We start from the raw sequence: 26611 nt of genomic DNA, 5'->3' as shown, positions 1-26611 counted from the left end.
CACACCCGGCGCGGGGTGGACCGCGCGTGTCGACCGGTGCGCACAGGCGAGACACGAACACGCCTGTCCGGCCACCTCGCTGACCGGACGAGAAAACAACCCTTGGAGGTGGCGGTGGCGTCAAGGGCGCTGGCCGTCTGGGAGCACCGGAAGGTCGTCGGCCTCCTGGTCCGGCGCGACCTGAAGGTCAAGTACCAGCAGTCCGTACTGGGTTACGCGTGGACGATGTTGGAGCCCCTGGCTCTGACGATGGTCTACTACTTCGTCTTCGGGGTCATCCTCAGCGCTGATCGCGGCATGCCCCCGGAGGCTCAGGCCTACGGCGGCTTCGTGCTCTTCCTCGTGGCCGGGATCCTGCCGTGGACCACCTTCGGCGCGATCCTCAACGAGGCGCCGCGGGCGATGCTCACGCATTCCAAGCTGATCACCACGATGAAGGTGCCCCGGGAGATCTTCCCGATGGCCACGGTGGGCACGAAGTTCGTCGAGTACATCCTCACCTGGCCGGTGTTGCTGGTCTTCGTCTTCGCGCTGGGCGGCCACTTCACCCTCATGGGCCTGCTGGTCTGGCTGCCGCTCGCGGTGGTGCTGACGTTCGCGTTCGGGCTCGGCGTGACCCTGTTCCTGTCGGCGGTCAACGTGCTGCTGCGCGACGTGGAGCGCCTCGTGCGGATCCTCAGCCGCCTGCTGTTCTACGGATCGGCGATCCTGTTCCCGGCCTCCATGGTCCTCAGCTCCGGCATCCCCGAGTGGCTGAAGACCCTCTACCAGCTCAACCCGCTGATGGGCATCTTCCAGATGCACCGCGCGGTGTGGTTCCCTGAGTTCGCGGAACTAACCCCGAGCACCCTCGCGTTGACCTCTTCGGTGGTCGGTTCGATCCTGATGCTCATCATCGGATACTGGACGTTCCGCCGCCTGGAGATGTCCGTCCTGAAGGAGTTGTGATGGCGCAGACCGACTACGGCGCCGGGCTGACCAGTGGGCCGGTCATCGAGGCCAAGGGACTCGGCGTCAAGTTCGCCGTGAACCGCCGCCGCAAGCGCAGCCTGCGCGAGATGTTCATCCACGGCACCAAGCGCGACCCCAACGCCGAGGGCGACGAGTTCTGGCCGCTGCGGGACGTGGCGTTCGAGATCAACCGGGGCGAGTGCGTCGGCATCGTCGGCAAGAACGGCACGGGCAAGTCCACGCTGCTCAAGCTCATCGCCGGGGTCCTGATGCCCGACGAGGGCGAGGTGCACGTCCACGGCAAGGTCGCGCCGCTCCTGGAGCTGCGGGCCGGGTTCAACGACAACCTGACCGGCCGCGAGAACGTGTACCTGGTCGGGTCCCTGCACGGGATGACCGAGAAGCAGATCGACGAGCGCTTCGACGAGATCGTCGACTTCGCCGAGATCAAGTCGAAGTTCATCGACACCCCGGTGCGGCACTACTCCAGCGGCATGAAGGTGCGCCTCGGGTTCGCGCTGATCTCGCAGCTGGAGCACCCGATCATGCTGGTCGACGAAGTCCTCGCGGTCGGCGACAAGGCCTTCAAGCGCAAGTGCTACGAGGCCATCGACCGGATGCTGGCCAACCAGCGGACGATGGTGCTCGTCTCGCACAGCGAGAGGGACCTGCGCCGGTTCTGCAACCGCGGCCTGTACGTCAAGGGCGGCGGGCTCGCCCTGGACACCGACATCGACGCCGCCCTGGCCGCGTACGAGGAGGACACCAAGGCCGAGATCGCCGAGCGCAAGAAGCGCGACGCCGCGAAGAAGAAGCGCGCGGAGGAGGCCGAGAAGCAGATCGACGACCAGGAGTCCGGCGAGGACGGGGCCGACGGCGGCAGGACCGCCTGAGCGCGGGTCCGCCCCGCCGACAGGCCCGTCCCGGAAGGCCGTGGTGCGCATCGCCGGTGTGTTCCGGCGGTGCGCACGTTCCTTTCCGGGCCCGGCCTTTCCGGGGCCCGGCCGAAAGGCCCCTGCGGGGCCGGACCCCGGCTTAGCGGACACAAGGTGCGTGTCAGTGTTTGATTGACTACGCACCGTAGGCGACGGTGTCACTCACCAAGTGTGGGAGGGCACCCATGGTCTACGGCACGCTGGCGCGGTCGGCCGCGCGGATGTTGGAACGCAGACACGTCACCCGGGCCGGGGTGACCAGGATCGGCGTCGTCGGGGCGGTCGGCGCCGCGGTCTGGTTCTCCCGGGCCGACACGGTCGGCGGCCTGGCCGGGTCGGCCTTCCTGGCGGCGGTCCTGTTCTGCGACGCCGTCCGCGCGCGCATGCGGGCCGACCGCGGGGACGCCCTCACCCTGTGGCTGGCGGCGATGCTGTCGCAGCTGCGGGAGTGCGTGGTCTACCTGGGCCTGGCCGCCGGAGCCGTCCTGGCGGGCCTCGGGGACGCGTGGGGCTGGGCGGCGGGCGCGCTCGTCGCACTGGCCCTGCGGGACTCGCTCCTGACGGCCCACGAGGCCCCGGTCGCGGCCTCCCCGGGGCGGAACGTGAAACCCGCCCCGCTGCCCTCCCAGGGGCGCGCTGGCGGCCTCCTGGGTGGATTCGCGCCCTGCTGTCCCACCCGTCCCCCGCGCGACAGCGACCCCGGGCTGACGAGCCGGCTGCTCGGCGCCGCGGCCCCGGGGCCCCGTTCGCCCGGGTCCCGCGGCCGGGTCCCGGGGGCGGGCCCCGACGGCGCGGCCGCCGCGGGGGTCCGGCTCGACGGGGTCCCGCCCCGGCCGCGTGAGGCCGAACCCGCCGGGTACCGCACGGCCGGGGCCGGCCCCAGCCGCGCCCCCGGCGCGGGGGAGGGCGCGGGCCGCGGAGCGCCGGACGCCCGGACCGGGGCCCTCCGGCCGGACCCGGCGCCGACCGCCCCGGCCCGGCGGCTCACCGCCTTCTCCCAGCCGACGCGCTTCCTGGTGATCGCGGTGACCGCCACGGTCTGGGACGCGCGGGTCGCCTTCGTCACCCTCATCGTGGGCTGCGCGATCGCCGTCACCGGGGAACTCGTCGACCCCACCGCGCGCGGAGTGCGCCGGTGAGCCGGGTCGGGCCGGGCGCGACCGGGGCGCACACCGGGGGAGGCCGTGTCCCCACCGCTCCGGACCTGCGATTTCTCCGTGATGACGGTCACATGTCGTACCTGCTGGGCCGGATCGCGCCGGGTGCCGTACCTCCCCTGCTGCCCGCGCTCGCCGGGGCGCTGGTCGTCGGAACACTCCTCGTGGCAGACCGAGGACACTTGGCAGGCATTACCCTGTTCGCACCGGTCGCTGCCCTGCTACTGTCCGGACTGACCTCCGGCCACCCCCACGACGGACGGTCCGACTGGCTCGTACCACCCGTCCTCCGTGCCACCGAGTACACCTTTCTGGCGGTGCTGGGACTGGCGTCCGGCGTACCAGGTCCCCTGGTGTTCGTACTCTTGGTGGCAGTCGTCTGCCACCATCGCGACGACGTGGCACGCCCCATGGCCGGCACGGCCAGACCGGCGTGGGTGCGCGGCGCGGCACTCGGGTGGGACGGCCGCATGCTCGCCGTCGCCGCCGGGGGCGCGCTCCACGCGCTCACCCCCGCCTACGGCATACTCGCCGGATACCTGGCGGTGCTGCTCGTGCGGGAGTCCGTGCGCACCTGGAGTGCGACACCGGTGACCGACGTGCTCACCAGGACCACCGCTCCCCCCGGCGGTGGCGACACGGGCCCTGGAGATCCCCGGATCTCCCGACCCGGCAGCGGAGACGGAGACGGGGGCCAACCGGCCGCCGGAACGAACGGGGAGGCGTGACAGCCTCCCCGACACAAGGAGGAACACGCCCTCATGCTCGGAATGGTTCTCGCCGCAGGCGCGGGGCGCCGGCTGCGTCCTTACACCGACACCCTGCCCAAGGCCCTGGTGCCAGTCGACGGCGAGACGACCATCATGGACATCTCGCTGCGCAACCTGGCGGCGGCCGGGCTCACCGACGTCGTCGTCGTGGTCGGCTACCGCGCGGAGGCCGTCGAGGCGCGCAAGGAGGCCCTGGAGGAGCGCCACGGCGTCAAGCTCACCCTCAGCTACAACGACAAGGCCGAGGAGTGGAACAACGCCTACTCCCTGTGGACCGCGCGCGAGTTCTTCTCCGAGGGCGTCCTCCTGGTCAACGGCGACACCGTCCACCCGGTGAGCGTCGAGGAAACGCTACTCGCCGCCCGGGGACCTGAGCTCCTCCTCGCGGTGGACAACGTGAAAAGCCTCGCCGACGAGGAGATGAAGGTGACCCTCGACGAGGACGGCCACCTCAGGAACATCACCAAGCTCATGGACCCGGCCACCGCCGCCGGCGAGTACATCGGCGCCACCCTCATCGAGGGGTCCCTGGCCCCCCGTCTCGCCGACGCCCTCAAGGCCACCTGGGAGCGCGACCCGCAGCTCTACTACGAGGACGGCTACCAGGAGCTGGTCGACCGGGGCGAGAAGGTCGCCGTGGCGCCCATCGGCGAGGTGGACTGGGTCGAGGTCGACAACCACGACGACCTCGCCAAGGCCAGGGAGATCGCGTGCCGCTACTAGCCCGAATGCTCCCCTCCCCGCTGGCGATCGACGTGCGGCGGGGGGCGGTCTCCTCCCTCGGGACGCTGCTCGCCGACCGGCGGATCGCCACCGAGGGCCGCATCGCCGTGGCCGTCGGCCCGGGGCAGGGCGCGCAGATCGCCGCCGACCTGGACCTGCCCAACTGCGAGGTCTTCCACGTCGAGGAGGGCACCGTCGACGCCGCCAACGAGCTGGGCAAGAAGCTCCGCTCCGGCGCGTACGAGGCGGTCGCGGGCATCGGCGGCGGCAAGACCATCGACGTCACCAAGTTCGCCGCGACCATGGCGGGCATCCCCATGGTGGCCGTGGCCACCAACCTCGCCCACGACGGCATCGCCTCCCCCGTCAGCTCCCTGGAGCACGAGGGCGGCAAGCCGTCCATCGGCGTCACCATGCCCATCGCCGTCGTCATCGACGTCGACTACGTCCGCGCGGCCCCCCCGCACCTGGTGCGCTCGGGCATCGGCGACGTGGTCAGCAACATCTCGGCCATCGAGGACTGGGAGCTGGCCGGCCGCGTCAACGGCGAACCCGTGGACGGCATGGCCGTCACCTTCGCCCGGGTCGCGGCCGAGGCGGTCCTGCACCGCCCCGACTCGGTGGAGTCCGACGCGTTCCTCACCGTGCTCGCCGAGGGCCTCGTGCTCTCCGGGATGGCCATGTCGGTCGCCGGGTCCAGCAGGCCCGCCAGCGGCGCGTGCCACGAGATCCTGCACGCGGTCACCCAGCTCCACCCGGGTGTCAGCAACCACGGCGAGCTCGCCGGACTGGGCGCGCTCTACGCGTCCTTCCTGCGGGTGCGGCACCTGGGCTGGTCGGAGTCGCGGATGAACGAGATCCGCGACTGCCTGATCCGCCACGAACTGCCCGTCGTCCCCTCCGACGTCGGCCTCGACGAGGCGGCGTTCGCGCGGGCGGTGGCCCACGCGCCGGACACCCGGCCGGGCCGGTTCACCATCCTGGAACACCTGAACCTCTCCGAGGACGAGATCGGACGGAGCGTCAAGGACTATGTCGAAGCCGTCGGTCGCTGAGGTCCGAGCAGGGGGCCAGCCCGCCGGCATCAAGGAGCGGACCAACGAGGAGCACTGGGCCGGCCGCCTCTACATGCGGGACATCTCCCCGTACCTGACGACGTTCTTCGTCCGGCTGCGCGTCCCGCCCAACCCCATCACCTACCTGATGATGGCGTTCGGGGTCCTGTCCGGGGTGGTCGTCGCGTTCGGCGGACTGTGGTCGGCCGTCCTCGCGGCGGTGTTCATCCAGGTCTACCTCCTGCTGGACTGCTCCGACGGCGAGGTGGCCAGGTACACCGGGCGCACCAGCGTCGCGGGGATCTACCTGGACCGGATCGGGCACTACGTGTCCGAGATCGCGCTCCTCATCGGCCTGGGCATCCGCGCCCAGGGCGAGTGGGAGGCGGGCGGCTGGGTGATCCTGGGCATGGCCGCGGCGATCGGCGTCGCCCTGATCAAGGCCGAGACCGACAACGTCGTGGTGGCCCGCGCCAAGGCCGGGCTGCCCGAGAAGGTCTCGGACGAGGCGATGCGGCCGCGCTCCTCCGGGCTGGGCCTGGCGCGCCGCCTGGCCTCCGCCCTCAAGGTCCACCGGCTCATCCAGGCGGTGGAGCTGTCCCTGATCATCGTGGCGGCCGCCGTGGTGGACGCCTTCCTCGGCGACCTGGCCGCCACCCGCTTCCTGGTGGCGGCGTGCGCGTTCGTGGCCGTGGTGATGAGCTTCGCCCACTTCGTGAGCGTCCTCGCCTCCCGGCGCCTGGAGTGAACCGCCGGCCGCCGCGCCGGTGAGCCGCCCCTCCCACGGGGCCGCGGTCGGGTACCCCGTCCACGGCCCCGTACACCTCCCTTTTATTCTTTCGTTAGTCTGTTTCTGCGAATGTTGGCGGGTGTCCACCTGCCAGCAGCATGTCGTCCACTGAACGGTCGCAAACATGGCCACACCCGTGATCCCACCCGCGTCTGACACCGCGACGTCCGCGGCTGAGGTCTCCCGAGCGCCAAGAGCCGAACGGAGCCGCGCCCAGGTGTCCGGTAGCAGCAAGCCCACACTTTCCTGCGTCCTGCTGACGATGGGCACCCGCCCCGCCGAGCTGCGCCGCGCGATCACCAGCGTGTTCGAGCAGGAGGACGCGGACGTCGAGGTCGTGGTGGTCAGCAACGGGGCTCAGCTGCCGGAGATGCCCGAGGGTGTGACCACGGTGCTCCTCCCGGAGAACGTCGGCATCCCCGAGGGGCGCAACCACGGGGTCAAGGCCACCGACGGCGACATCATCCTCTTCCTGGACGACGACGGCTGGTACCGCTCGACCGACCTGGCCCGCCACGTGCGGGAGCGGTTCGCCGCCGACACGTCGCTGGGCGCGCTGTCCTTCCGGATCGCCGACCCCGACGGCGGCCCCGACCAGCGCCGCCACGTGCCGCGCCTGCGCGTGGGGGACTCCCGTGAGTCGAGCGTGGTCACCACGTTCCTCGGCGGGGCCTGCGCCATCCGCCGCACGGCCTTCGAGGCCGGCGGGGGGCTGCCCGGCGACTTCTTCTACGCCCACGAGGAGACCGACCTCGCCTGGCGCATCATGGACGCCGGTTACACGATCGAGTACGACGCCGACGCGGTCATGTACCACCCCGCGGTGGCGCCGACGCGGCACGAGAACTTCTACCGGCTCAACGCCCGCAACCGGGTGTGGCTGGCCCGCCGCAACCTCCCGTGGCCCCTCGCCTTCGCCTACCTCGGCACCTGGGTGGGGCTGACGGTGCTGCGCGAGCGCGACCGCGCCGCGCTGCGCTCGTGGTTCGCCGGGTTCCGCGAGGGCTGGCGCGAGGACGCCGGCCCGCGCACCCCGATCCGCTGGTCGACCGCGTGGCGGATGACCCGGGCCGGGCGCCCGCCGGTCATCTGACCCCGGACGGCGACCGGCCGCCCCGCCGTGCGGAGGGCGGTCGCGACGGGCCGGGCCGGACACGGCCGAGGGGCCGGACACCGTTCGCGGGTGTCCGGCCCCTCGGCCGTGGTGCGGGTCAGACCTCGGTGAAGGCCTCCTCGAAGTCCAGGCGGGGGAGGCGGTCGAACCAGGCGTCCGGGCCGGGGTTGCCGATGTTCATGACGACCAGCGGCCGGAGCGGGGAGTCCTCGCCGAAGAACTCCCGGCGCACCCCCTCGGCGTCGAAGCCGGTCATGGGGCCGGCGGCCAGGCCCGCGGCGCGGACCCCGACGATCAGGTACGCGATCTGGAGGAGGGTGTTCTGGGCGGCCATGGTCTCGCGGGCCTCGACGGGCATCCCGGCGAAGTTGTCGCGGGCGTCCGGGGCCACGGGGAACGTCTTCGGGAAGTGCTCGTGGAAGTCGCTGTCCGCGGACAGGATCAGCGTGAGCGGGGCCGTCGAGGTCTTCGGCGCGTTGTTGCCCGCCATGTGCGGGACGAGGCGCTCGCGGGCCTCCGGCGAGCGCACGACGGTGACCCGCAGCGGCTGGTTGTTCATGGCGGTCGGCCCGTACTTGACGAGGTCGTGGATCGCGCGCACCTGCTCGTCGGTCACCGGCTCGTCGGTGAAGGAGTTGGCGGTGCGGGCGTCGCGGAACAGGAGGTCCTGCGCGGCCTTGTCGAGAACCAGCGTCTCACTCATGTGTCATACCTCGGTCGTGCTCGTGATCAGGGAGAATGCCGAAAAAGCGCTCCGGCACGAGCAACAACCTAGTTGACTAGGAAGATATTTCTCAGGGCTGGTAGGTGTGGCTTCCTTCACGGACCCCTGTGCCCTGCGCCCCCCTCGGGAGGGGGACGACGGGGACCGGGCCGGCCGCCTCGTCCACCCATGCCTCCAGGCGCTTCACGAACACCCTGGCCTGGACCGGCCAGTGGTAGGACGCCTGCGCGATCTCGTGCCCCGTCCGGGCCAGCCGCTCGCGCAGCTCCCCGTCGCGCTTCAGCCGCAGTACCGCCTCCGCGGCGGCCGGCACGTCCCCGAACGGGACGACCAGACCGGCGGGGCCCTCCGGGCGCCCCGTCACCAGGCCCTCCGCCATCGGGTTCGCCGTCGTCACGACGGGCAGGCCGTGCGCCATGTACTCCACGACCTTGGTCGGCATCGAGTGCCGGTAGTTCGGGGTGTCGTGCAGCAGGCTGACCCCGGCCAGGGCGCCCGCGCACATGCGCAGCGCCCGGTCGTTGGGCACGAACCCGTACCAGTCCAGGGCGTCCTCCTGCTGGGCCTCGCGGAGCATCGGCCGCACGCCGACGTCGGCCCCGCCGATGACCTCCAGCCGCACCCCGTGGGGACGGAGCGTCCGGCCGAGCTCGACCAGCTCGCGTGCGCCCCGTGCCATCGAGACGTGCCCGAGGTAGACCACCCGGTCGTCCCCGGGGGCGCGGAGGGGGATCTCCGGCACCTCGGTGGTGTTGGGCACCACAGGGTGGTCGCACCGGAAGCGGGAGCGGTACCCCTCCTCCGCCAGCAGCAGCCGCATGCGGCGCTCCGCACGCCGCTCGAAGGCCCGGACCACGCCGCCCAGGGGCCGCCGCAGCGGCTTGGGCACCCACGGCTTCGTGAGCAGGGCGGCGGCCGTGTCCTCGTGCACGTCCCACACCGTCACCGGCCGCTTCGCCGGCAGGGCCAGCAGCAGCTCGGGGTCGTGGAAGAGGAGGAGGTCGGCGTGGGGCGCGTGCTCGGCGAGCACCGCGCGGGCGGCGCGCAGCGAGGTCAGCCGTTCGCGGCCCGAGGCGCGCGGCACGTCCACCGAGCGCACCTCGGCCCACGGGGTCACGCCGCACTCCCGGAACGGGGCCACATAGGTCACCGTGTGTCCCGCGTCCAACAGGGCGCGGATCTGCCTGTGCAGGATCCGAGCGTCCTCCGGGTGGTGCACAACCGTGGCCACAAGCGCGTGCATCGAGTTCACCTACCTGTGTCACCGAATGGGGCCATCTACGAAGATGATCCGCTTTGTGATGGCGATACGTGCTGTTCGACACGGTATTCACCAGCGGAAACGGGTCGAGGAAAGCGCGGTGGCCAGGCGGGGTGAATCGGGTGAACCTTCCAGGAGCGCCGGGTGAACACGACAAGGCACGCCGATGGACACCGTGGGTGTCCGCGTCGGCGTGCCGGTCAGGGGCCCGCACGGGCCGGGAGCGGTTCGGGGCGCCCCGGCCCGTGCCTCAGTTCACAGGACCTGGATCCCCTCGCGCCTCGGACGGCGTCGCGCCTGGGCGGGCACGGCCGCGGTCCCGGCCTCGGGGTCGGGACGGCGCAGGACGCCGCGGGTGTCCAGGAGCAGTCGCGCGTACTCCTCCAGCCGCTTGGGCCGGTACTCGGCGTGGTCGGTGAGCAGGATCGTCAGGTCGGCCTCGGCGATGGCCTGGTCCAGGTCGGTGGACCGGGGCACGTCCACCCCGTCCACCTGCCACGACTCGACGTGCGGGTCGTGGTAGGAGAGGGTGGCGCCCTTGGCGGCCAGCTTGCGCGCCACCGGCCGGGCCGGCGACTCGCGCTGGTCGGCGATGTCGGCCTTGTAGGTGACGCCGAGCAGCAGCACCTTGGACCGCGACAGCGCCATCCCCGACTCGTTGAGGAGCTCCTGGGCCCGCTGGATGACGTAGGACGGCATCCGGCTGTTGATCTCCTGGGCCAGCTCGACGAAGCGGAACGGGTAGCCGAGGGTCTTGACCTTGTACGACAGGTAGTTCGGGTCGATCGGGATGCAGTGCCCGCCGACGCCCGGACCCGGGTAGAAAGCCTGGAAGCCGAACGGCTTGGTGGCCGCCGCCGCGATGGAGTCCCACAGGTCGACGCCCAGCTCCTGGCAGAAGATGGCCATCTCGTTCACCAGGGCGATGTTGACGTGCCGGTAGGTGTTCTCCAGCAGCTTGGCCATCTCGGCCTCGCGGGTCCCGCGGGTGCGCACCACCGTGTCCACGAAGTTGCCGTAGAAGACGGCGGCGGCCTCGCCGCACTCCTCCGTGAGCCCGCCGACGACCTTGGGCGTGTTGGCCACGCCGAAGGTCGCGTTGCCCGGGTCGATGCGCTCGGGCGAGAACGCCAGGTGGAAGTCGGCCCCGGCGACCAGCCCGGACTCCTCCAGCAGCGGCCGCACCACCTCGTCGGTGGTGCCCGGGTAGGTGGTGGATTCCAGGATGACCAGGGTCCCCGGCTGGAGGTGCGCCGCGATCGACCGGGCCGCGGAGGTGACCGCGCCCAGGTCGGGGCCGCCCTCGGGCGACAGGGGCGTGGGAACGCAGATGACGATGGTGCGCGCCGCCGCCAGGCAGGCCGGGTCCGTGGTCGCGGTGAACCCGCGCTCCAGCATGCGGTCGACGTCTTCCGACGAGAGGTCGTCGACGTGGGAGACCGCGCTGTTGAGGCCGTCGACGACTCGGTCGCTCACGTCGAGGCCGGTGACCTTCAGCCCCGCGGACACGGCCTCGGCCGCCAGGGGCAGGCCGACGTAACCGAGTCCGAGGACGACGAGGTCGCTGACCGCCGCGGCGGGCTGCTCGGGGACAAGGGCTGGGTTGGAGGCTGCGGCATCCACTTCGTGGTCACACTCGCATTCATTTCGTGAACGGGCGCAAGTTTCGAGGACCGCCATTACTCAGTGCCCGGGGCGTCCGAGTGTAGGTAGGTGTTGCCTCTGCTCACGGGTTCTGGCCTGGTTCGGACAGTTTCTGAATAAGAACCCGATACGCCTGGTTGTAGCGGTATGCGGCCTCGGCCCACGTGCGGTCGGCACCGACGAGGCTGCGACCTGCGAGGCCGTAGGCGGCTCGCTTTTCATGACTGTAGGCGAGATTTGTCAGGACATCAGCTAGACGTGCCGATTCGCCCGCGGGAATTAACTCTCCAGTCACTCCCGGTTCCACAATCTCTCGCAACGCCGGAAGATCGCTTGCCACAACGGGAAGCCCGCCCGCCATGGCCTCCACGGGTTTCAGGGGCGTCACCACACGGCACACCCGGTCGTCCCGGCGCGGTACGGCGAACACGTCCAGCGCGGCGTGGTGCGACCGCACCTCCGAGGCGGCCACCCGGCCGGGGAAGTGGGCGGCCCCCTCCAGTCCCAGCGACGCCGCACGGGCGCGCAGGGCGGGGAGCTCCGGCCCGTCCCCGACGATCAGCGCGTGGGCCGGCTCCCCGCGCTCGCGCATCAGCGCCACGGCGTCCAGCAGCACGTCCAGGCCCTCGTAGCCGAAGCAGCTCGTGGTGGTCCCCACCACGAAGTCCGCCCCGCCGATCCCCAGGCCGGCCCGCACTCCGTCGCCCGGGGGCAGGGGCTCCAGGAACGACGCGTCCACCGCGTTGGGCACCACCAGGAGGCGCTCCCGGGCCACCCCGCGCGCCTCGATGTCCGCCCGCATCGCCTCGCCCAGGGTCACCACCAGGTCGGCGGCCAGCATGCACTCCGTCTCGGCGGCGCGCTCGGCCCGGTAGAAGGCGTCGTCCACGCTCCTGGAGGGGTCGCGGGACAGCCACGACTCCTCCAGGAACCCCCGCACCTCGTACACCACCGGCAGGTCGAACCTGCGGCCCAGCTCCAGGGCCAGGCGGGCGTTGTGGTGGTTGCTCGCCGCGTGCAGCACGTCCGGGCGCACGGCCTCCACCAGCTCCGACGCCATCCGCACCCCCACCGCCAGCTCCCCGGCCGCGTCGGCGGGGGCCGTCCACGGGATCAGCCGGTGGTAGGTCACACCGTCCACCCGCACCAGCGTGCGCGGGTCCCGGACCCCCTTGGTGAGCGGGTACCCCGCCCGGGTGACCACGTGCACGTCCATCCCGGCCTCGCGCTGGGCCACCGCGATCCGGTGGGTGCGCTGGGTGTACCCGGCGTTGGTGTGCGGCAGGGCGTTCGTCACCAGGTGCAGCACCCGGAGCCCGTCGCCGGGGGCCGACGCGCCGTCCGCCGGACGCCGGCGTTCACGGGCCGGGACCCCCGGTTCACCTGTTCGCACCTCCGGTCGCCGAGCGTTCACCGTGTCGTCGGGCCGCGTTCGGGCACCGCGGGTTAACGTGATTCCGTGATGGTCAGCCGACGGGGACGGAGACGCGGGAACAGCGCGTCCCGTCGCCAGCGCCGTCCGGTGCTCAGCGGCCTCGCGGGCCGCACCCCGGGGGAGGCGTTCGACCAGTTCACGGGCGGTATCGGCATCACCCGCAGCCAGGCAGGCCGCCACCAGGCGGCCCACCCGGCGGGGCGAGGCCCCGTCCGCGGCGTCGAGCACCGCCTCGCGGGCCTCCGCGCGCCGGCCCTGGTCCCACAGGGCGTAGGCGCGGGCCCGGCCGCCCAGGCGGGCGGCCAGGGAGCGTGCGGCCCGGCGCGGCGCACCGGGCGCCAGCCGCAGCGCGAGCAGCGGCAGGCGCGCCGGATCGGAGCGCAGGTGTCGCCAGGCCAACGACACGGTGAACGTCACCGCCCGCGGCCAGCGGGTGCGCGGACGGGGAACCTGGGTTTCGGGAGTCTGGGTGTCATGCACGGTCAGTCACATAACCATGCGGACGTGACCACGTGGTGACACCACGGCGACACGGACGGGACGGCTCGGGCAAGGAACACCGCCCGACCCGGCGCGCCGCGCCCCTCGGCAACGATAAGAACACCCCAACAGAAGGAAACGTGAGAGTCGTGGCAACGAGCGCCCCCCTTGGGAGCCAGGACACCGGGATCGTGCACGTCGTCGGCGCGCGCCCCAACTTCGTCAAGGCCGCGCCCGTCGTCTCCGCCCTTCGCGGGCGCGGAGCCCACCAGTCGGTCGTCCACACCGGACAGCACTACGACGACCGCATGTCGGCCGTGTTCTTCCGCGACCTCGGCCTGCCCACCCCCGACGTCGACCTGGGCGTCGGCTCCGGGTCGCACGCGGCGCAGACCGCCGCGCTCATGGTGGGCCTGGAGGAGGAGTTCAGCAGGCGCGAGCCCGGCATGGTGGTCGTGTACGGCGACGTCAACTCCACCGTGGCCGCCGCCCTGGTGGCCGCCAAGCTGCACATCCCGGTCGCGCACGTGGAGGCGGGCCTGCGCTCCTTCGACAACACGATGCCCGAGGAGATCAACCGCAGGGTCACCGACCAGCTCAGCGACCTGTGCTTCGCCACGAGCCCCGAGGCCATCGGGCACCTCGCCGCCGAGGGGATCTCGCCGGACCGGGTCCACCTGGTCGGCAACCCGATGATCGACACCCTCCTGGGCAACCTCGACCGCTTCGACGCCGACGCCCTGCGCGCCCGCCTCGGCCTGCCGGAGCGCTACGTCGCCGCGACCCTGCACCGGCCCGCGAACGTCGACGACCCCGACAACGTGGCCCGCCTCACCGCCCGCCTCCACGAGATCGCCGACCTCGCCGACGTGGTCATGCCCGTGCACCCGCGCGGCAAGGCCGCCTTCGACCGCGCCGGGCTCGGCGACCACCCGCGGGTGCGCCTCCTCGAACCCCTCGGCTACCTCGACTTCGTCGCCCTCACCCGCGGAGCCGCCGCAGTGGTCACCGACTCCGGCGGCGTGCAGGAGGAGACCACGATCCTCGGGGTCCCCTGCCTCACCCTGCGGCCCAACACCGAACGGCCGGTCACCATCACCCACGGCACCAACCAGCTCGTCACGGAGGCCGACCTCCTCCCCACCGTCACCAAGGTCCTGCACGGGCAGACCCCCGAGCGGATCGGCGACGACACCCCGCCCCTGTGGGACGGCCGGGCGGGGGAGCGCATCGCGTCCGTCCTCACCCAGTGGTCCAGGTGACGCCGATGCCGCACGCACGACGGCCCGGCCCGGTCCCCCCGCCGAGGGAGGGCCGGCAGCGCTCCGCCCCGATCCCGTCCCCGCGTCCCCGCCGCGACGGCCGCCGCGTCGTCCCGGTACCCGCGCAGCGGTCCCGGTGATCCCCCATGGCACACTCCCACCCGTCCTCCCCCGTCCCGTCCAGACGTCCCGCCCGGCCCTCGACGCGCCTCTCCATGGGCATCCGCACCCGGCCGGGGACACGCCGGGAGCAGCACCCGGCTCCGTCGGACACGACACACCCGACGGACGCGGTGGTTTCGCCGATCCGACCAGAACGCAAGGTGGCAGACCGTGAAACGGCGTGAACAGAGCCAGACCGAACAGCTCAAACAGGCCCTCGCCGAGCGCGACGCCCAGCTCCAGGAGGCGCGCACCCGGCTCGCCGCCGTGGAGGACTCCACCTCACTCCAGGTGGGGCGTGCGCTCACGGCCGCCGCCAAGCGGCCCGGCCGATCCCTCGTCAGACTTCCGCGAGACCTCTACCGGCTCTGGCGGCGCAGCGGCACCACCCAGCACGTCCAGCGCCGCCGCCCCGGCGCCGAGCCGGTCCGCTCCTTCGACGCCGACCGCCAGGAGGCCAGGCTCCTGAGCGGGATGGCCGGGAACAGCGAGGACCTGCTGGTCGTCGCCACCGTGGTCGGATCCGCCATCCAGGACGCCGTGTCCCCCTACCTGCACTCCGTGCCGCTGCGCCCCCACGACGCCCAGATCGTCATGGACGGGGTGGACGTCGACCTGGTCCTGGTCTCGGCGTCGGCCGCGGCCGCCGGATCGCCGTGGGCGCACGTCGGGGACCCGGCGGCCGCCGACCGCACCCGCGCCCTGCACTGGGTCCTGGAGTCCGCCGCCGCGCGCGGCATCCCCACGGTGCTCCTCGAGGACGCCCCGGCCCCGCCCGCCCTGCGCGAACTCGGCTTCGACCGGGTCCACCGCGGGGACGCCGGGGTCCCGCTGCACCTGTTCAACCCGGTCGCCGCCGACCTGACCCCCGGCCCGAAGGCCGTGTTCGTCCGGGAGACGCCCGACGCCCCCGTCCCCGAGGTGCTCACCGAGCTCGAAGCCGGGGTCGTGGACGCCGACTCGCCCGGCCTCGCCGACGCCCTGCGCGCCGCCAACGTCGCCGTCGTCCCGGCCTTCCCGGCCGACGACACCCGGCTCCGCCGCCGCGCCTGGGCATGCGGGGCCGGCGTCATCACCCACTCCCCGGTCCCGCACGCGGCCAACCCGCACGGGGAGGCCCTCGCGGTCTCCGTGCCGCGCATGCGCGCGGAGCGGGTCACCCCCTCCGCGATGCGCCTCCGGCTCCGCAAGGTCTTCCTCCAGGAGGCCACCCCGGTCCGCCTCGCCGAGATCCTGGGAGACCTGGACTTCCCGCCCGGCACACCCGGCTCGGAGCTCCCGCTCCGGGGCCGCTCCGTCGCCGTCCTCGCCGACCCCGCGGGGGAGGCCGAGGCCGACCTGCTCGCCTCCGACCTGACGGGGGCCGTCCTGCGGCCCACCGAGGTCGTCGTGCCCCACTCGGCGTCGCGCCTCCCCGGGATCCAGCGCCTGCGGGCCGAGGGCATCACCGTGCGCACCGTCCGCTTCAGCGCCCCGGACACGCCCGAGGAACTCACCCGGAACACGCCCGGCGCCCCCGTCCCGCGCGTCGGAGGGCTCGGCCCGGACCGCTGGGCGGCCCTCGCCGAACGCGCCACCGCTCCCTGGGCCCACCTGTGGAACGGACCTCTCAGCCCCACCCGGCTCGCCGACCTGGTGTGCGCCGTGGAGTGCTCCGACGCCGACGCCGTCGGCGCCAGCGCGGGGGACGGCCACGGGCCCGGGAGCCCGCTCGACGGGGCCGGGGACCTCGGCTTCTTCGACCGCCCGGACACGGGGGCGCCGCAGTACGTCTTCGTCAGCGAGGTCGTCCCGGAACTCGCCCGCACCCGCCTCCTGCGGCGCGGCTGGAACCCGGACGAGTGGAACCGGCGCGGCACGAGGCTCCTGGCCCTGGGCCCGGACAACGGCCCCGCCGGCCCCGACGCCGACGACGAGGACGCCGTGTACAACTCCACGGACGCCTCCACCGGTGCCGTCGGTTGAACCCCGACCCCACCGACAGCGCCGTCAGCCCCGCACGGGCCACCAGAAAGCATCCGAAGGGAAGAACGTGAGCACACCTCCTCCGCGCGCACTCTTGTACGGGGACGTGGACCTCAACATCATCGACGGCTCCGCTGTCTGGGCGCAGTCGATGGCGCAGGCCCTGGCCGCCGCCGGATGCGAGGTCACCCTGCTGCTGAAGGCACCCGTGCGCACCGACCGGCTGACCGAGCCCCTCACCAGGGTCCCCGGGGTCCGCCTGCTGCGTCCCTACGAGGACAAGCTGCTGCCGGACCTGGGCCCGCGCGGGCTCACACCGGAACAGGCCGTCACCCTGCTCACCCGGCAGCACGAGCGCAAGCCGTTCGACCTGGTGGTGGTGCGCGGCCGCCGCCTGGCCGGGCTCGCGGCGCAGGAGGAGGCGCTGGCGGGCAGGCTGTGGACCTACCTGACGGACTTCCCCCACAGCGTGGGCGAGCTGTCGGCGACCGCCACCGCCGAACTCACCCAGATCGCGGTGGCGTCCCGGTTCCTGCTCTGCCAGACGGAGGAGCTGCGGGCCTTCCTGGAGTCGTCGGTGTCGGCGGCCTGCGGCCGCTCGGTGCTTTTCCCGCCCGTGGTGGTGGTCCCCGAGGACGTGCGCGCCGACGGCGCCGTCCACGCCCGCGCACGCCTCGCCTACACCGGCAAGTTCGCGCCCGCGTGGAACACCCTGGAGATGACCGCGCTCCCCGCCGAACTGGCCGCGCGGGGCGTGGACGCCGAACTGGTGATGATCGGCGACAAGATCCACGCCGAGCCCGCGGACTGGGCCAAGCGCATGCGCAAGGCGCTGGAGGGCACCCCCGGGGTGGACTGGCGCGGCGGCATGCCGCGCGCGGAGGCGCTCCGCCAGGCCGCCGAGTGCGGGTTCGGGATCTCCTGGCGGGACCCCTCCATGGACGCCAGCCTGGAGCTGTCCACGAAGGTGCTGGAGCTGGGCGCGCTCGGCCTGCCGGTGGTGCTCAACCGCACCCCCATGCACGAGGCGATGCTCGGCGCCGACTACCCGCTGTTCGCGGGGGCCGGAGTCGAGTCCGTCGCCGAGGTGGTCGCCCGCGCCCACCACGACCGGGCCCTCTACGCCGACGCCGCCGCGCGCTGCCGCGCCGCCGCCGCCGACCACACGCTCGAACGGGCGGCCGAACGCCTGCGCGGCTACCTCACCGAGGCCCTGCCGCCGGCTCCGGCCGGGGTCGACACCGAACGGCCGCTCAAGGTGGTCGTCGCCGGCCACGACATGAAGTTCTTCACCCGTCTCGCCGAGTACCTGGACTCCCTGCCCGGGCTGGACGTGCGCATCGACGAGTGGGAGGGGCTGAACAGCCACGACCAGTACCGGTCCCGCGAGCTGGCGGCCTGGGCGGACGTGGTGATCTGCGAGTGGTGCGGGCCCAACGCCCTGTTCTACTCCAAGTGGAAGCGCCCCGACCAGCGACTGGTGGTGCGCCTGCACCGGTTCGAGCTGTACGCGGAGTGGCCGCGCAAGCTCGACATCGACAAGGTCGACGCCGTGGTGTGCGTGAGCCCCCACTACGCCGACCTCACCCGGGAGCTGACCGGCTGGCCCGCCGACAAGGTCGTCGTGGTGCCCAACTGGGTGGACGACGAGCAGCTGGACCGGCCCAAGCTCTCCGGCGCCGAGTACTCGCTGGGCATGGTCGGGATCGCGCCGTCGCGCAAGCGGCTGGACCGGGGCCTCGACGTGCTCGCGGAGCTGCGCCGCATGGACCCGCGGTACACGCTCTCGGTCAAGACCAAGCAGCCGTGGGACTACTGGTGGATCTGGAACCGGCCGGAGGAGCGCGCCTACTTCGAGCGGGTCTACCGGCGGATCCAGCGCGACGAGCGGCTCGCGGCCGGGGTGGTGTTCGACCCGTTCGGCCCGGACGTGGCGACCTGGCTGCGCCGGGTGGGGTTCATGCTCTCCACCAGCGACGACGAGTCGTTCCACCTGGCCCCAGCCGAGTGCGCCGCCTCGGGCGGCATCCCCGCGCTGCTGCCGTGGCCGGGCGCGGACACCATCTACGACCCGCACTGGATCCACGACGACGCCGTCGCCATGGCCGAGTCCATCCACGAGACGGTCAGCGGGGGCGGGTTCGCGGCCGAGGCCGAGCGGGCGCGCGCCGAGGTGACCGAGGCGTACGGGCTGGGCCGGGTGCGCTCGCTCTGGAGCGACCTGGTGGTGCGGGGCAAGGTGCCGGACACGGCGCAGGCGGCCGCGCCCGCGGACGCCTGAACCCGGGACGCGCACGGGGTCCGGTGCGCCCGGGACCGGTGGCGGCAGGCCGACCGGAACCGTGGCCGGTGGGACGTGGGGGACTCCGACGCCGATGGTCCTGTACTCGTGGACGGTTTCGGCTCCCGGAGCCGCCATGAGCACGGGACCACGGGGGAGGGGCGGGGCCGCGCCCCCTGTCGGCCACCGCCCTAGACCGGGCCGGTCATCTTCGACAGCCCGCCCGCACCCGCGGGCAGGAACAGCGCGAAGGTGGTCGGCCTCGTCTGCACCAGCTCGATCCGGGCCCCCTCGGACTCGGCTATGTGGCGGGCCAGGGCCAGCCCCAGGCCGGTGCCGCCGTCTCCGCTGACCTCGCGCTCGAAGATGCGCCCGGACAGGTGCTCGGGTACGCCCTCGCCCTCGTCGCTGACCTCGATGCGCACCGACTGCCCGGTGTCCAGGCGCCGGATGGTCACCGTCCCGGCGCCGTGCTTGTACGCGTTCTCCACCAGGGTGGCGATGATCTGCGTCAGGTCGGTGGGGACCGTCACCGCGGTCAGACCGGAGACTCCGGTGATGACCAGCTCGCGCCGCTCCTGCTGGAAGACCGGCTGCCACTCGGCCTGGAGGTGGTGGAGGACGGGGTCGAGCTCGACCGCCTCCACCTCGGGGTTCTGGCTCTTGCGCGCCCTGCCGAGGAGGCTCTCCACGGTCTCCACCAGGCGTTCGGTCTGGGCGAGGGCGGCCTCGCCCTCCTCGCGGACCACGTCCGGGTTGCCGGACTCCGCGATGATCTCCTCCAGCCGCATCGTCAGCGCCGTGAGCGGGGTGCGGAGCTGGTGCGAGGCGTCGGTGGCGAAGTGGCGCTCGGTGGCGATCAGCCCCGCGATGCGCTCGGCGCTGCGGTCCAGGACCTCCGCCACCCGGTCGGCCTCGGGGATGCCGTAGCGGTGCCCCCAGGGCGTGGTGACCCCCGAGCCGAGGCGTTCGGCGGTGGCGGCCAGGTCCGCCAGCGGCAGCGTGAGCCGCCGCGCCTGGAACATGGACAGCCCCACGGCGACGCCGATGGCCAGCAGTGACAGCGAGGCGATGCCCAGCCAGGCGCGCACGACGCTCTGCTGCACCGTCTCGGCGCTCGTCCACACCTCGACCAGCGTCCCCCTGCCGGTGGTCGCCGTGGCCTTCTGCAGACCGGGCGCGCCGGGGTTCTCCGGGTCGAGGGCGGGGTCCCCCGCCGTCGCCCCCGAGGGGGCGCCCGCCGGCGTGATCCGGATGAACCGGGCCGGGTGGTCGCGGTCGAACTCGTCGGGGTAGAGCTGCCCGTGGACCTCGAGCATGGTGTCGCTCTCGGCACCGATCAGCTCCGCCTCGCCCTGAAGCTGGCGGCTGCTCTCGTCGTGCACCAGTTTGTACGTGAGAGCCCCGAGGGGCAGCCCCAGCAGCATGACGGCGATGACGGTCACCACCAGGGTGGAGAAAACCATCCGCCTGCGCATGTCACCTCATGTCCGTCCGACCCCGACCGGGCCGACCGGCGCTGAGCGCGTCGGAAACCAAGGTCGTGTCAGTCCCGCTCGAACCGGAAGCCCACGCCCCGGACGGTGGTGATGTACGAGGGCTGGTTGGCGTCGTCGCCGAGTTTGCGGCGCAGCCAGGAGATGTGCATGTCGAGTGTCTTGGTGGAACCCCACCAGTTGGTGTCCCACACCTCGCGCATGATCTGCTCGCGGGTCACCACCTTGCCCGCGTCGCGCACGAGTACGCGCAGGAGGTCGAACTCCTTGGTGGTCAGCTGGAGTTCGCGTTCGCCCAGCCAGGCGCGGCGGGAGTCGTTGTCGATCCGCACGCCGTGCACGACGGGCACCTCCGCGCCGCCCCGGCGCAGCAGCGCGCGGACGCGGGCGAGGAGTTCGGCGAGCCGGAAGGGCTTGGTGACGTAGTCGTCGGCGCCCGCGTCGAGGCCGACGACGGTGTCCACCTCGTCGGCGCGGGCGGTCAGGATGAGGATCGGCGTTCCGTGGCCCTCGGCGCGGAGCCGACGTGCCACCTCTAGCCCGTCCATTTCGGGCAGCCCGAGATCCAGGACCATCAGGTCTATGTCTCCCGCACGGGCACGGTCGAGTGTCTCAATGCCGTTGACGGTCACGTCCACCGTGTAGCCCTCGCGACGGAGTGCGCGCGCGAGAGGCTCGGAGATCGAGACATCGTCTTCGGCCAGCAAAACGCAGGTCATGTTGTCGATCGTAGGTCCGGGGTCGCGCATTTCCCTATTATGCGCGCCGGATGTCCCAAGGTTGGCTGAAAATACTCTAATCCCATACCGGTCAAACGGTTCGATTTGCTCTCATGAGACTTTTCTTTGCACTTACTTGTTGAAAATGGGAGTCTTGGTCGTACATGCGCCCCGGGATCGGCCCTCGGGGCCGGGTGCACGCCCATGCCTCCCCCCTGAAGGTCACTCCGAATGGGAAAGTGGGAGGATTCATAACAAAAGGGGTAGTAAGGCGTCGTGAAGCGGGAGGGAAGCCCGCCGGCGCCCGCCCGCCCCGGCAGCCCCACCGACGAACCCGCCCGAGCCGGCGTCCCCCGACAGCGAGGAGTCTGTACGTGAACCCCCAGAACGAACACGGGTCGGACGGCGGGCCCGGTACTCCGCCGCGCGGAACCGAGGGGCCGGAGGGGCCGCCGGGCGCACCGGGCGCGCCGGACCCGCAGGGCCGCCAGGAAGCCCCGGGGGCGCACGGTCCCCCGGGGGACCAGGGCACTCCGGAGGGTTCCGGGCTCCCCGGGGCGGACCGCCGCGCCGCACCTCCCGGTGGGTCCGGCCCCGCCTGGGGCCCGCCCGACCCCGGCCCCGGGTCCGGCCGCCAGGAGCCGCGGTTCCAGCCGCAGCCGCTGCCGCCGACGCCGCCGCTCCAGGGGCAGCCGGCCGGCGGCCCGCCCCTCCCGGGGGCGGGGCAGGGGCAGGGGCCCGGGGGGCACCATGCGCCCCCGCACGGACAGGTTCCGCCGGGGGCCCGGGAGGTCCAGGGGCCTCAAGGGGTGCATGGGGTCCAGGGGGCACAGGGGTTTCAGGGGCCGCAGGGCTTCCAGGGGCCCCAGGGCTTCCAGGGGCCCCAGGGGGCTGAAGGAGCCCATGGGCAGCAGGGCTTCCAGGGTTTCGCGGGGGGCCGAGGGGCCCCGGGGTCTGCGAGCGGCCAGGGCTTCCAGGGGGGCCAGGGGTCCCCGCAGGCCCCACCCTCCCTCCAGGGGTCGCAGGGGCCGCAGGGGCCGTTCGGTCCGCCTCCCGCCCAGCCGTCCCGGCCCGGTCGCTACGGCACCGGTCTCCTGGCCGTCCTCTCCGTCATCGCGGTCCTGGCGGGCGCGTCCTTCCTCGGCGGCGGCATGGCCCTGGGCTGGAGGGTGACCGGGGGTGCGGCCGGGGTCGCCGCGGCCGCGCCCTCCGAGGAGCCCGGCGGGGAGGCGTCTGAGGAGGGGTCGCCCACGCCCGGGCCCTCCCCCTCGGAGGAGCCCCCGCCCACCGGCCGGCCCCTCCCCACGGACGAGCCGTCCGTCGAGGCGGAGGAGCTCATCACCGCGGAGGACCTGGTCGACGAATTGCGCCGCGACTTCCCCATCGACGCGCGGGTGGACGTCACCGACGACATCTGCACGGCGGAGAACGAGGAGGAGAACCTCTTCCAGTGCACCTCCGCCATGGACACCAACCTGATGCGGGCGATCGCCTTCGACGGCGCAGGGATCGCGCTGTTCGCCGCCATGGCCCTGGAGGAGAGCGAGGACAGCACCGCCGCCGACATCCAGGAGGCCTGCCACTTCGTGCTGATCTGGTTCGACGGCGACGCCATGGACCAGGGTGAGCGCGACGACATGGCCGAGGCGACCCGGGAGGCGGCGGGCTGCCCCTGACGGGAGCGCCGGTCCGCCGGCCCGGGGAGCGGGCCGGCGGACCGGGCCGTCCGGCACCCTGCGGGCCGCCCGGAGGTGTCGGTCCGGGGCCGGGGCGAGGGGAGCCGGTCCGGGGCGCCGGGCGGGACGCGTGGGAGTGCGGTCGGCGTCGGAGCGGCCCGGCCGGGGGCGAGGGGAATTCGTGTCGTTGAGCAACGCTGTGAATACTCTGCGTGACAATGGTGGCGTTGGAGGGGGTTGGCCTGGATTCAGGTCCCCCCGCATCCATTCCACCAGGACCACCCGGCCCGGTGCCAGGTTTCACCGTCTCCTGTGGACGACGGTTCCGTGACGCCGCGGCGGTGCCGGTCCCGGAAGACGCGAGGAACGGCGATGGCACACAGAGGCATCCTGAGAACGGCGACGGCGGTACTGGCGCTCGCCCTCCCCACGGCACTGGCGGCGCCGGCCGCCGCCGCGTCGGCGGACCCGCCCCCGCAGGAGACCGCCGCCGCGCCCGCGGACCACGGCGCGTCCGACGTCCACGTGGTCCCGGGCTCCTACTCGGTCCGCCACTACTACTCCACCTGGCGGGAGGCGCGCACCTACCGGCAGCGGGACACCGGGCACCCCACGGGGACCGTGCTGCCGACCGGGCGCCACTACTTCTTCTGCCAGACCGAGGGGCAGCCCCACTCCGACGGGGACGGCCGCTACTCCACGTGGTGGGTGCTCACCGACGACAGCGCCAACCGGGACGTCTTCGTCAGCGCGACGGCCCTCCGGCTCGCCGAGCCCTGGAAGCCGGTCGCCGGCCTCCCCGGCTGCTGACGCCCTCCGCGCGGCAGGGGCCCGCCCGGGGAACGCCCCGGACGGGCCCCTGCCGCGCGCCGGCCCCGGGGGACCGGCGCGCCTCCCGTCAGGACTCCGGTCCGGCGGACGCGGTGCCGGCGCCCGTGCGCCTGCGGCTCAGGTACAGCGCGGCACCGCCGGCGCAGACCGCGATCACGGCCGCGGCGACCAGGCCGAACAGCGCGCTTCCGGTCGTCGGCAGCGCACCGTTCGCCCCGTCCGGCCGGCCCGGCTTGTCGTCGCCCGGCCCGCCCCCTCCCGGTGCGGTCGGCCCGGCGCTCGGCGGATCGGTCGGCTCCGCGGGGTCCGTGGGGCCGGCCGTCGGCCCGACCGGGGGCTCGGTGGGCGTGCCGCCGCCGTCCGGCACCGTGGCCTCCTCGCCCACGACGATGCGGCCGGAGCCGCCCTCGGGATACGCCTGCGCCGTGACCCGGCCCTCCAGGGTGTCGGTGAGCAGGCGTTCCAGGGCCACCTGGTAGGTCGCCCCGACGACGGTGAAGGAGGCGTCCCGGAACGGGTACATGTCCCCGCCCCTGGCGGAGAAGTCGTTGGTGACCACCGTGACCGGATCGCCGTCGACGACCTCGCCGTCCCGCACGAGGACGGTGCCGTCGTGCAGGATCACGTTGCGCACCCGCTCGCCCGGGGTCGTCACGGTGCCCGCGTCGTCCACCGCCTGCGCGGTGCGCGCCGGGTCGTACGCGAAGTTGACCCCGGCGACCTGCATGAACGCCCCGCTGGCCGCGGGGGCGGCGGCCACGCCCTGCTCCAGCAGCTCCTTGACCTGGGAACGCGGGAGGTCCGGGACCACGGCCACCTGGTTGGCGAACGGCGCGACGGAGTAGGTGTCCAGCGCGCTCAGCGGCCCCGCGGGGAGCACCGACGCGTTGCGGATGCCGCCGCCGTTCTGGATGCCGATCTGCGGCTCGGGCACCCCGTACTCGCCGGCGTTGCGCCTCCCGGTGTCCAGCAGCCCGTCCGCGACCAGGTTGCCCAGGTTCGTCTCCCGGGTGCGCACACCCGGGTTCTGGACCCCGTCGAGGTCGACCTCGCTCAGGGCCACCTCGGTCTCGGCGAGCTGTGCGACGTGGTCGGCGACCGGCCCGGTCACCTCGGCCTCGACCCCGGGGTGGGGGGAGACGGCGTCGGCGCCCGCACCGGACACGCGCACCGGCCCGGAGCGCTCGGAGACCGACACCAGGTCGCCCCCGTCGAAGTTGACGACCAGGCGGCCCACGTACTTGTAGTTCGACCCGGCGGTCACGATCGGGACCTCCGTGCCGTCCGGGGCGGTGGCGACCAGCGGGTAGGCCAGCGGCTCGCCCGTCTCCGGGTGGGCGGTGACCTCGTCCCCGGGCACCAGGACGTCGTCGGGGCCGGCCATCACCTCGTGGCCGCCCCCGGCCACGATGGCGTCGACGCCGGTCAGCTCCCGGGCCACACGTTCCTCGTAGGCGATGTTCTGCAGGTGGGAGATCATGATGATCTTGTCGACGCCCTCGCCGGTCAGCCGGTCGACCTCGGCCTGGACCGGGACGACGAGGTCCTCGACCACCACCCCGCGCGGGCTGGTGACGGTGGCCAGCGGCGGGTAGAGGGCGCCGACGATGCCGACCCGCTCCCCCGAGACCTCGACCACGGTGCTGGGGGCGATCCGGCCCGCCGCCTCCTGGGCCGCCAGGGCCGGCTCGGCCGAGACGTCCACGTTCGCGGCGACCACCGTCGTGTCCCCGGTGAGCTGGTCCACGAAGTCGGCGTACACGTCCGGGCCGAAGTCGAACTCGTGGTTGCCCATGGAGATCGCGTCGTAGCGGGCGTGGTTGGCGGCGATGGCGTCGTAGGAGGGCGCACCGTCCTCCTGGGAGGCGGCGAACTCGGGCCCGGGAAGGTACATGTCACCGGAGTTGACGGTGACGACACCGCGCTCGCGGGCCTCGTCGGCCCCGGCCTCCGCGCCGTCGCCCTCGGTCTCCCGGAGCCGGTCGAGCAGCGTGGTGAAGCGGGCCGCGCCGCCGAAGTCGTCCTGGCCGGAAGCGGAGAGCAGCTGGGACTCGGGGTCGTTGGCGTGGAGGATCGTCAGTGTGAAGTCGGGGGGACCGTCGGGGGCCGCGGGCCGGACCGCGGCCGAGGCCGACGGCAGCGGGACCGCGAAGGCGCCCACCAGCATCAGCGCCGCTGAGGCGCGCACGAGTCTGGACATGTCTGCGGGACTCCTTCGGGGGATCGGCGGGGGATCCGCCTGCGGCGGGCGGGGGCCGGGGTGGACCGCCCTGGAGGGGTGAGAAGGATCGGGCACGTGCCGAGGGGTTACGATGTGCGGAATCTGCGGTGCGGACCGGAGATTTCGTCCCAGCCGTATCGCCTTGTACAGCTTCTCATGCCCCCCATCATCACCCCCGGTGACCGCCGTCGCCCCCCACACGGGGGAGTGTCGGGGAATTCGCCGCCCGATCCCGCGCCCGGCGGGCCGGCCGCCCCTACCATGGGGGAGGCAAGTTCGCTCGACACCCTCGGAGGACGTCAGTGTTTCCCTCTGGCCAGGACCCGTACGACCCCAACGGGGCACAGGGCGGAGGCGACGTCCCGCCGCAGCGGGGGCTCCCCGACTTCGGCGCCCGCTTCGACGCGCTCCGCCCCGACGCGCCGCTGCCGAGGAAGGTGGCGGTCGTGCGCACGCTGATGTACATCGGCGGCGCCTGCGGCCTCGGGCTGACGGCCCTGTTCCTGCTGGGGCTGAGCGTGCCCCAGGAGGTGATGGCCGACGCCCTGCGGCAGCAGGCGGACCTCGCCGCCGAGGAGGGGGTCGAGCTCGCGGTCAGCGTCGAGATGATGCGCTCCATGATGATCACCATGGCCGCCGTCACCGGTGTGTACGGACTGCTGTCCACGCTCCTGGCCGGCCGGATCCGGCAGCGCACCGTCGGCGTCTTCTGGGGCGTGGTGGCCTTCCAGACCGTCGCCGGGGGCCTCCTGCTGTGGAACCTCGTCCTCGGCGACCTGATCGCCGCCCTCCCGCTGGGCTTCGCGGTCACGATGATCGCCCACATGTTCTCCCGTGAGGGCCGCGCCCACTACGGGCTCCTCTAGCTTGGCGTTTAACGTGCTTGCTTGGCGCTGAGGCTGCCCACCGTGTCCGTTTTGTGCTTCTTCGCCACCCCGTAACGGGGAGCTGGACGTTGG

Annotated in this window: 21 protein-coding genes; 14 read left to right on the top strand and 7 right to left on the bottom strand. The window is 73.0% G+C overall.

Going from position 1 to position 26611, the window contains the following annotated elements; genetic code table 11:
- The first annotated feature begins 102 nt into the window (after positions 1-102).
- The 8 genes from ACFQBR_RS18540 (at position 103) to ACFQBR_RS18505 (ending at position 7474) form a co-directional block, all read left to right on the top strand.
- Positions 103-948: an ABC transporter permease gene (locus ACFQBR_RS18540; RefSeq protein WP_267948211.1), complete on the top strand. Its 846-nt coding sequence runs from the start codon at positions 103-105 to the stop codon at positions 946-948.
- Complete coding sequence (locus tag ACFQBR_RS18535) at positions 948-1844, top strand: ABC transporter ATP-binding protein (RefSeq protein ID WP_344182187.1); 897 nt, start codon at positions 948-950, stop codon at positions 1842-1844. Before ACFQBR_RS18540 ends, ACFQBR_RS18535 begins: the two co-directional genes overlap by 1 nt.
- Positions 1845-2071: 227 nt before the next feature.
- The gene (locus tag ACFQBR_RS18530; RefSeq protein ID WP_378553936.1) at positions 2072-3025 is read left to right on the top strand and encodes a hypothetical protein; all 954 of its coding nucleotides are present in this window, start codon (positions 2072-2074) and stop codon (positions 3023-3025) included.
- A gap of 92 nt (positions 3026-3117) precedes the next feature.
- Positions 3118-3771: a DUF5941 domain-containing protein gene (locus tag ACFQBR_RS18525; protein ID WP_378553934.1), complete on the top strand. Its 654-nt coding sequence runs from the start codon at positions 3118-3120 to the stop codon at positions 3769-3771.
- Between the two features lie 33 nt (positions 3772-3804).
- The gene (locus tag ACFQBR_RS18520) at positions 3805-4536 is read left to right on the top strand and encodes a phosphocholine cytidylyltransferase family protein (protein ID WP_267948214.1); all 732 of its coding nucleotides are present in this window, start codon (positions 3805-3807) and stop codon (positions 4534-4536) included.
- Positions 4537-4541: 5 nt separating this feature from the next.
- A complete protein-coding gene (locus ACFQBR_RS18515) occupies positions 4542-5591 on the top strand; it encodes an iron-containing alcohol dehydrogenase family protein (RefSeq protein ID WP_267948215.1) in 1050 nt (349 codons plus the stop codon).
- The gene (locus ACFQBR_RS18510; RefSeq protein WP_267948216.1) at positions 5569-6339 is read left to right on the top strand and encodes a CDP-alcohol phosphatidyltransferase family protein; all 771 of its coding nucleotides are present in this window, start codon (positions 5569-5571) and stop codon (positions 6337-6339) included. Before ACFQBR_RS18515 ends, ACFQBR_RS18510 begins: the two co-directional genes overlap by 23 nt.
- 304 nt (positions 6340-6643) lie before the next feature.
- Positions 6644-7474 carry a glycosyltransferase family 2 protein gene (locus ACFQBR_RS18505; RefSeq protein WP_267950254.1) on the top strand — a complete coding sequence of 277 codons (831 nt, stop codon included), beginning with the start codon at positions 6644-6646 and terminating at the stop codon, positions 7472-7474.
- Between the two features lie 118 nt (positions 7475-7592).
- On the opposite strand, the gene ACFQBR_RS18500 is transcribed toward ACFQBR_RS18505, so the two are convergent.
- The 4 genes from ACFQBR_RS18500 to ACFQBR_RS18485 form a co-directional block, all read right to left on the bottom strand.
- Positions 7593-8198: a malonic semialdehyde reductase gene (locus ACFQBR_RS18500; protein WP_267948217.1), complete on the bottom strand. Its 606-nt coding sequence runs from the start codon at positions 8196-8198 to the stop codon at positions 7593-7595.
- 91 nt (positions 8199-8289) lie between these two features.
- Positions 8290-9462, bottom strand: coding sequence for a glycosyltransferase family 4 protein (locus ACFQBR_RS18495; protein ID WP_267948218.1), 1173 nt, complete (start codon positions 9460-9462; stop codon positions 8290-8292).
- A 273-nt stretch (positions 9463-9735) separates the two neighbouring features.
- On the bottom strand, positions 9736-11103 hold the full coding sequence (locus tag ACFQBR_RS18490) for a nucleotide sugar dehydrogenase (protein ID WP_267948219.1): 1368 nt from the start codon (positions 11101-11103) through the stop codon (positions 9736-9738).
- A gap of 103 nt (positions 11104-11206) precedes the next feature.
- Positions 11207-12958 (bottom strand): glycosyltransferase family 4 protein, encoded by a 1752-nt coding sequence (locus tag ACFQBR_RS18485; RefSeq protein WP_352984319.1) that lies wholly within the window; start codon positions 12956-12958, stop codon positions 11207-11209.
- Positions 12959-13188: 230 nt separating this feature from the next.
- Between ACFQBR_RS18485 and wecB the strand changes: the two genes are divergently transcribed.
- The 3 genes from wecB to ACFQBR_RS18470 all read left to right on the top strand — a co-directional run bounded on the left by wecB (position 13189) and on the right by ACFQBR_RS18470 (position 18709).
- A complete protein-coding gene (wecB, locus tag ACFQBR_RS18480; RefSeq protein ID WP_267948221.1) occupies positions 13189-14301 on the top strand; it encodes a non-hydrolyzing UDP-N-acetylglucosamine 2-epimerase in 1113 nt (370 codons plus the stop codon).
- A 333-nt stretch (positions 14302-14634) separates the two neighbouring features.
- A complete protein-coding gene (locus ACFQBR_RS18475; RefSeq protein WP_267948222.1) occupies positions 14635-16428 on the top strand; it encodes a hypothetical protein in 1794 nt (597 codons plus the stop codon).
- 94 nt (positions 16429-16522) lie between these two features.
- The gene (locus ACFQBR_RS18470; RefSeq protein WP_378554033.1) at positions 16523-18709 is read left to right on the top strand and encodes a glycosyltransferase; all 2187 of its coding nucleotides are present in this window, start codon (positions 16523-16525) and stop codon (positions 18707-18709) included.
- A 191-nt stretch (positions 18710-18900) separates the two neighbouring features.
- On the opposite strand, the gene ACFQBR_RS18465 is transcribed toward ACFQBR_RS18470, so the two are convergent.
- Positions 18901-20187, bottom strand: coding sequence for a sensor histidine kinase (locus tag ACFQBR_RS18465; protein ID WP_267948224.1), 1287 nt, complete (start codon positions 20185-20187; stop codon positions 18901-18903).
- 68 nt (positions 20188-20255) lie between these two features.
- Complete coding sequence (locus ACFQBR_RS18460; protein WP_017570862.1) at positions 20256-20924, bottom strand: response regulator transcription factor; 669 nt, start codon at positions 20922-20924, stop codon at positions 20256-20258.
- Between the two features lie 809 nt (positions 20925-21733).
- On the opposite strand from ACFQBR_RS18460, the gene ACFQBR_RS18455 reads away from it, so the two are divergent.
- A complete protein-coding gene (locus ACFQBR_RS18455; RefSeq protein ID WP_378553929.1) occupies positions 21734-22600 on the top strand; it encodes a hypothetical protein in 867 nt (288 codons plus the stop codon).
- Between the two features lie 372 nt (positions 22601-22972).
- Entirely contained in the window at positions 22973-23410 is a 438-nt protein-coding gene (locus ACFQBR_RS18450; RefSeq protein WP_344178842.1) for a hypothetical protein, read from the top strand.
- 88 nt (positions 23411-23498) lie between these two features.
- Here ACFQBR_RS18450 and ACFQBR_RS18445 read toward each other — a convergent pair whose 3' ends face one another.
- Positions 23499-25631 (bottom strand): bifunctional metallophosphatase/5'-nucleotidase, encoded by a 2133-nt coding sequence (locus ACFQBR_RS18445; RefSeq protein ID WP_344178840.1) that lies wholly within the window; start codon positions 25629-25631, stop codon positions 23499-23501.
- Positions 25632-25954: 323 nt separating this feature from the next.
- On the opposite strand from ACFQBR_RS18445, the gene ACFQBR_RS18440 reads away from it, so the two are divergent.
- The gene (locus ACFQBR_RS18440) at positions 25955-26518 is read left to right on the top strand and encodes a hypothetical protein (protein ID WP_344178837.1); all 564 of its coding nucleotides are present in this window, start codon (positions 25955-25957) and stop codon (positions 26516-26518) included.
- The last annotated feature ends 93 nt before the right edge of the window (positions 26519-26611 follow it).

The organism is Nocardiopsis tropica (genome assembly GCF_042660575.1).
Taxonomy (GTDB): Bacteria; Actinomycetota; Actinomycetes; order Streptosporangiales; family Streptosporangiaceae; genus Nocardiopsis; species Nocardiopsis tropica.
The sequence above is the reverse complement of the archived record's forward strand: the minus strand, read 5'-3'. Positions and strand labels throughout refer to the sequence as shown.

Excerpts from the sequence above, each read along its gene's own strand:
- ACFQBR_RS18530 (WP_378553936.1), top strand. The coding sequence starts at position 2,072 with ATGGTCTACGGCACGCTGGCGCGGTCGGCCGCGCGGATGTTGGAACGC.
- ACFQBR_RS18520 (WP_267948214.1), top strand. The coding sequence starts at position 3,805 with ATGCTCGGAATGGTTCTCGCCGCAGGCGCGGGGCGCCGGCTGCGTCCT.
- ACFQBR_RS18445 (WP_344178840.1), bottom strand. The coding sequence starts at position 25,631 with ATGTCCAGACTCGTGCGCGCCTCAGCGGCGCTGATGCTGGTGGGCGCC.
- ACFQBR_RS18535 (WP_344182187.1), top strand. The coding sequence starts at position 948 with ATGGCGCAGACCGACTACGGCGCCGGGCTGACCAGTGGGCCGGTCATC.
- ACFQBR_RS18510 (WP_267948216.1), top strand. The coding sequence starts at position 5,569 with ATGTCGAAGCCGTCGGTCGCTGAGGTCCGAGCAGGGGGCCAGCCCGCC.
- ACFQBR_RS18460 (WP_017570862.1), bottom strand. The coding sequence starts at position 20,924 with ATGACCTGCGTTTTGCTGGCCGAAGACGATGTCTCGATCTCCGAGCCT.
- ACFQBR_RS18505 (WP_267950254.1), top strand. The coding sequence starts at position 6,644 with ATGGGCACCCGCCCCGCCGAGCTGCGCCGCGCGATCACCAGCGTGTTC.
- ACFQBR_RS18515 (WP_267948215.1), top strand. The coding sequence starts at position 4,542 with ATGCTCCCCTCCCCGCTGGCGATCGACGTGCGGCGGGGGGCGGTCTCC.
- ACFQBR_RS18495 (WP_267948218.1), bottom strand. The coding sequence starts at position 9,462 with ATGCACGCGCTTGTGGCCACGGTTGTGCACCACCCGGAGGACGCTCGG.
- ACFQBR_RS18450 (WP_344178842.1), top strand. The coding sequence starts at position 22,973 with ATGGCACACAGAGGCATCCTGAGAACGGCGACGGCGGTACTGGCGCTC.
- ACFQBR_RS18465 (WP_267948224.1), bottom strand. The coding sequence starts at position 20,187 with ATGCGCAGGCGGATGGTTTTCTCCACCCTGGTGGTGACCGTCATCGCC.
- ACFQBR_RS18525 (WP_378553934.1), top strand. The coding sequence starts at position 3,118 with ATGTCGTACCTGCTGGGCCGGATCGCGCCGGGTGCCGTACCTCCCCTG.
- ACFQBR_RS18500 (WP_267948217.1), bottom strand. The coding sequence starts at position 8,198 with ATGAGTGAGACGCTGGTTCTCGACAAGGCCGCGCAGGACCTCCTGTTC.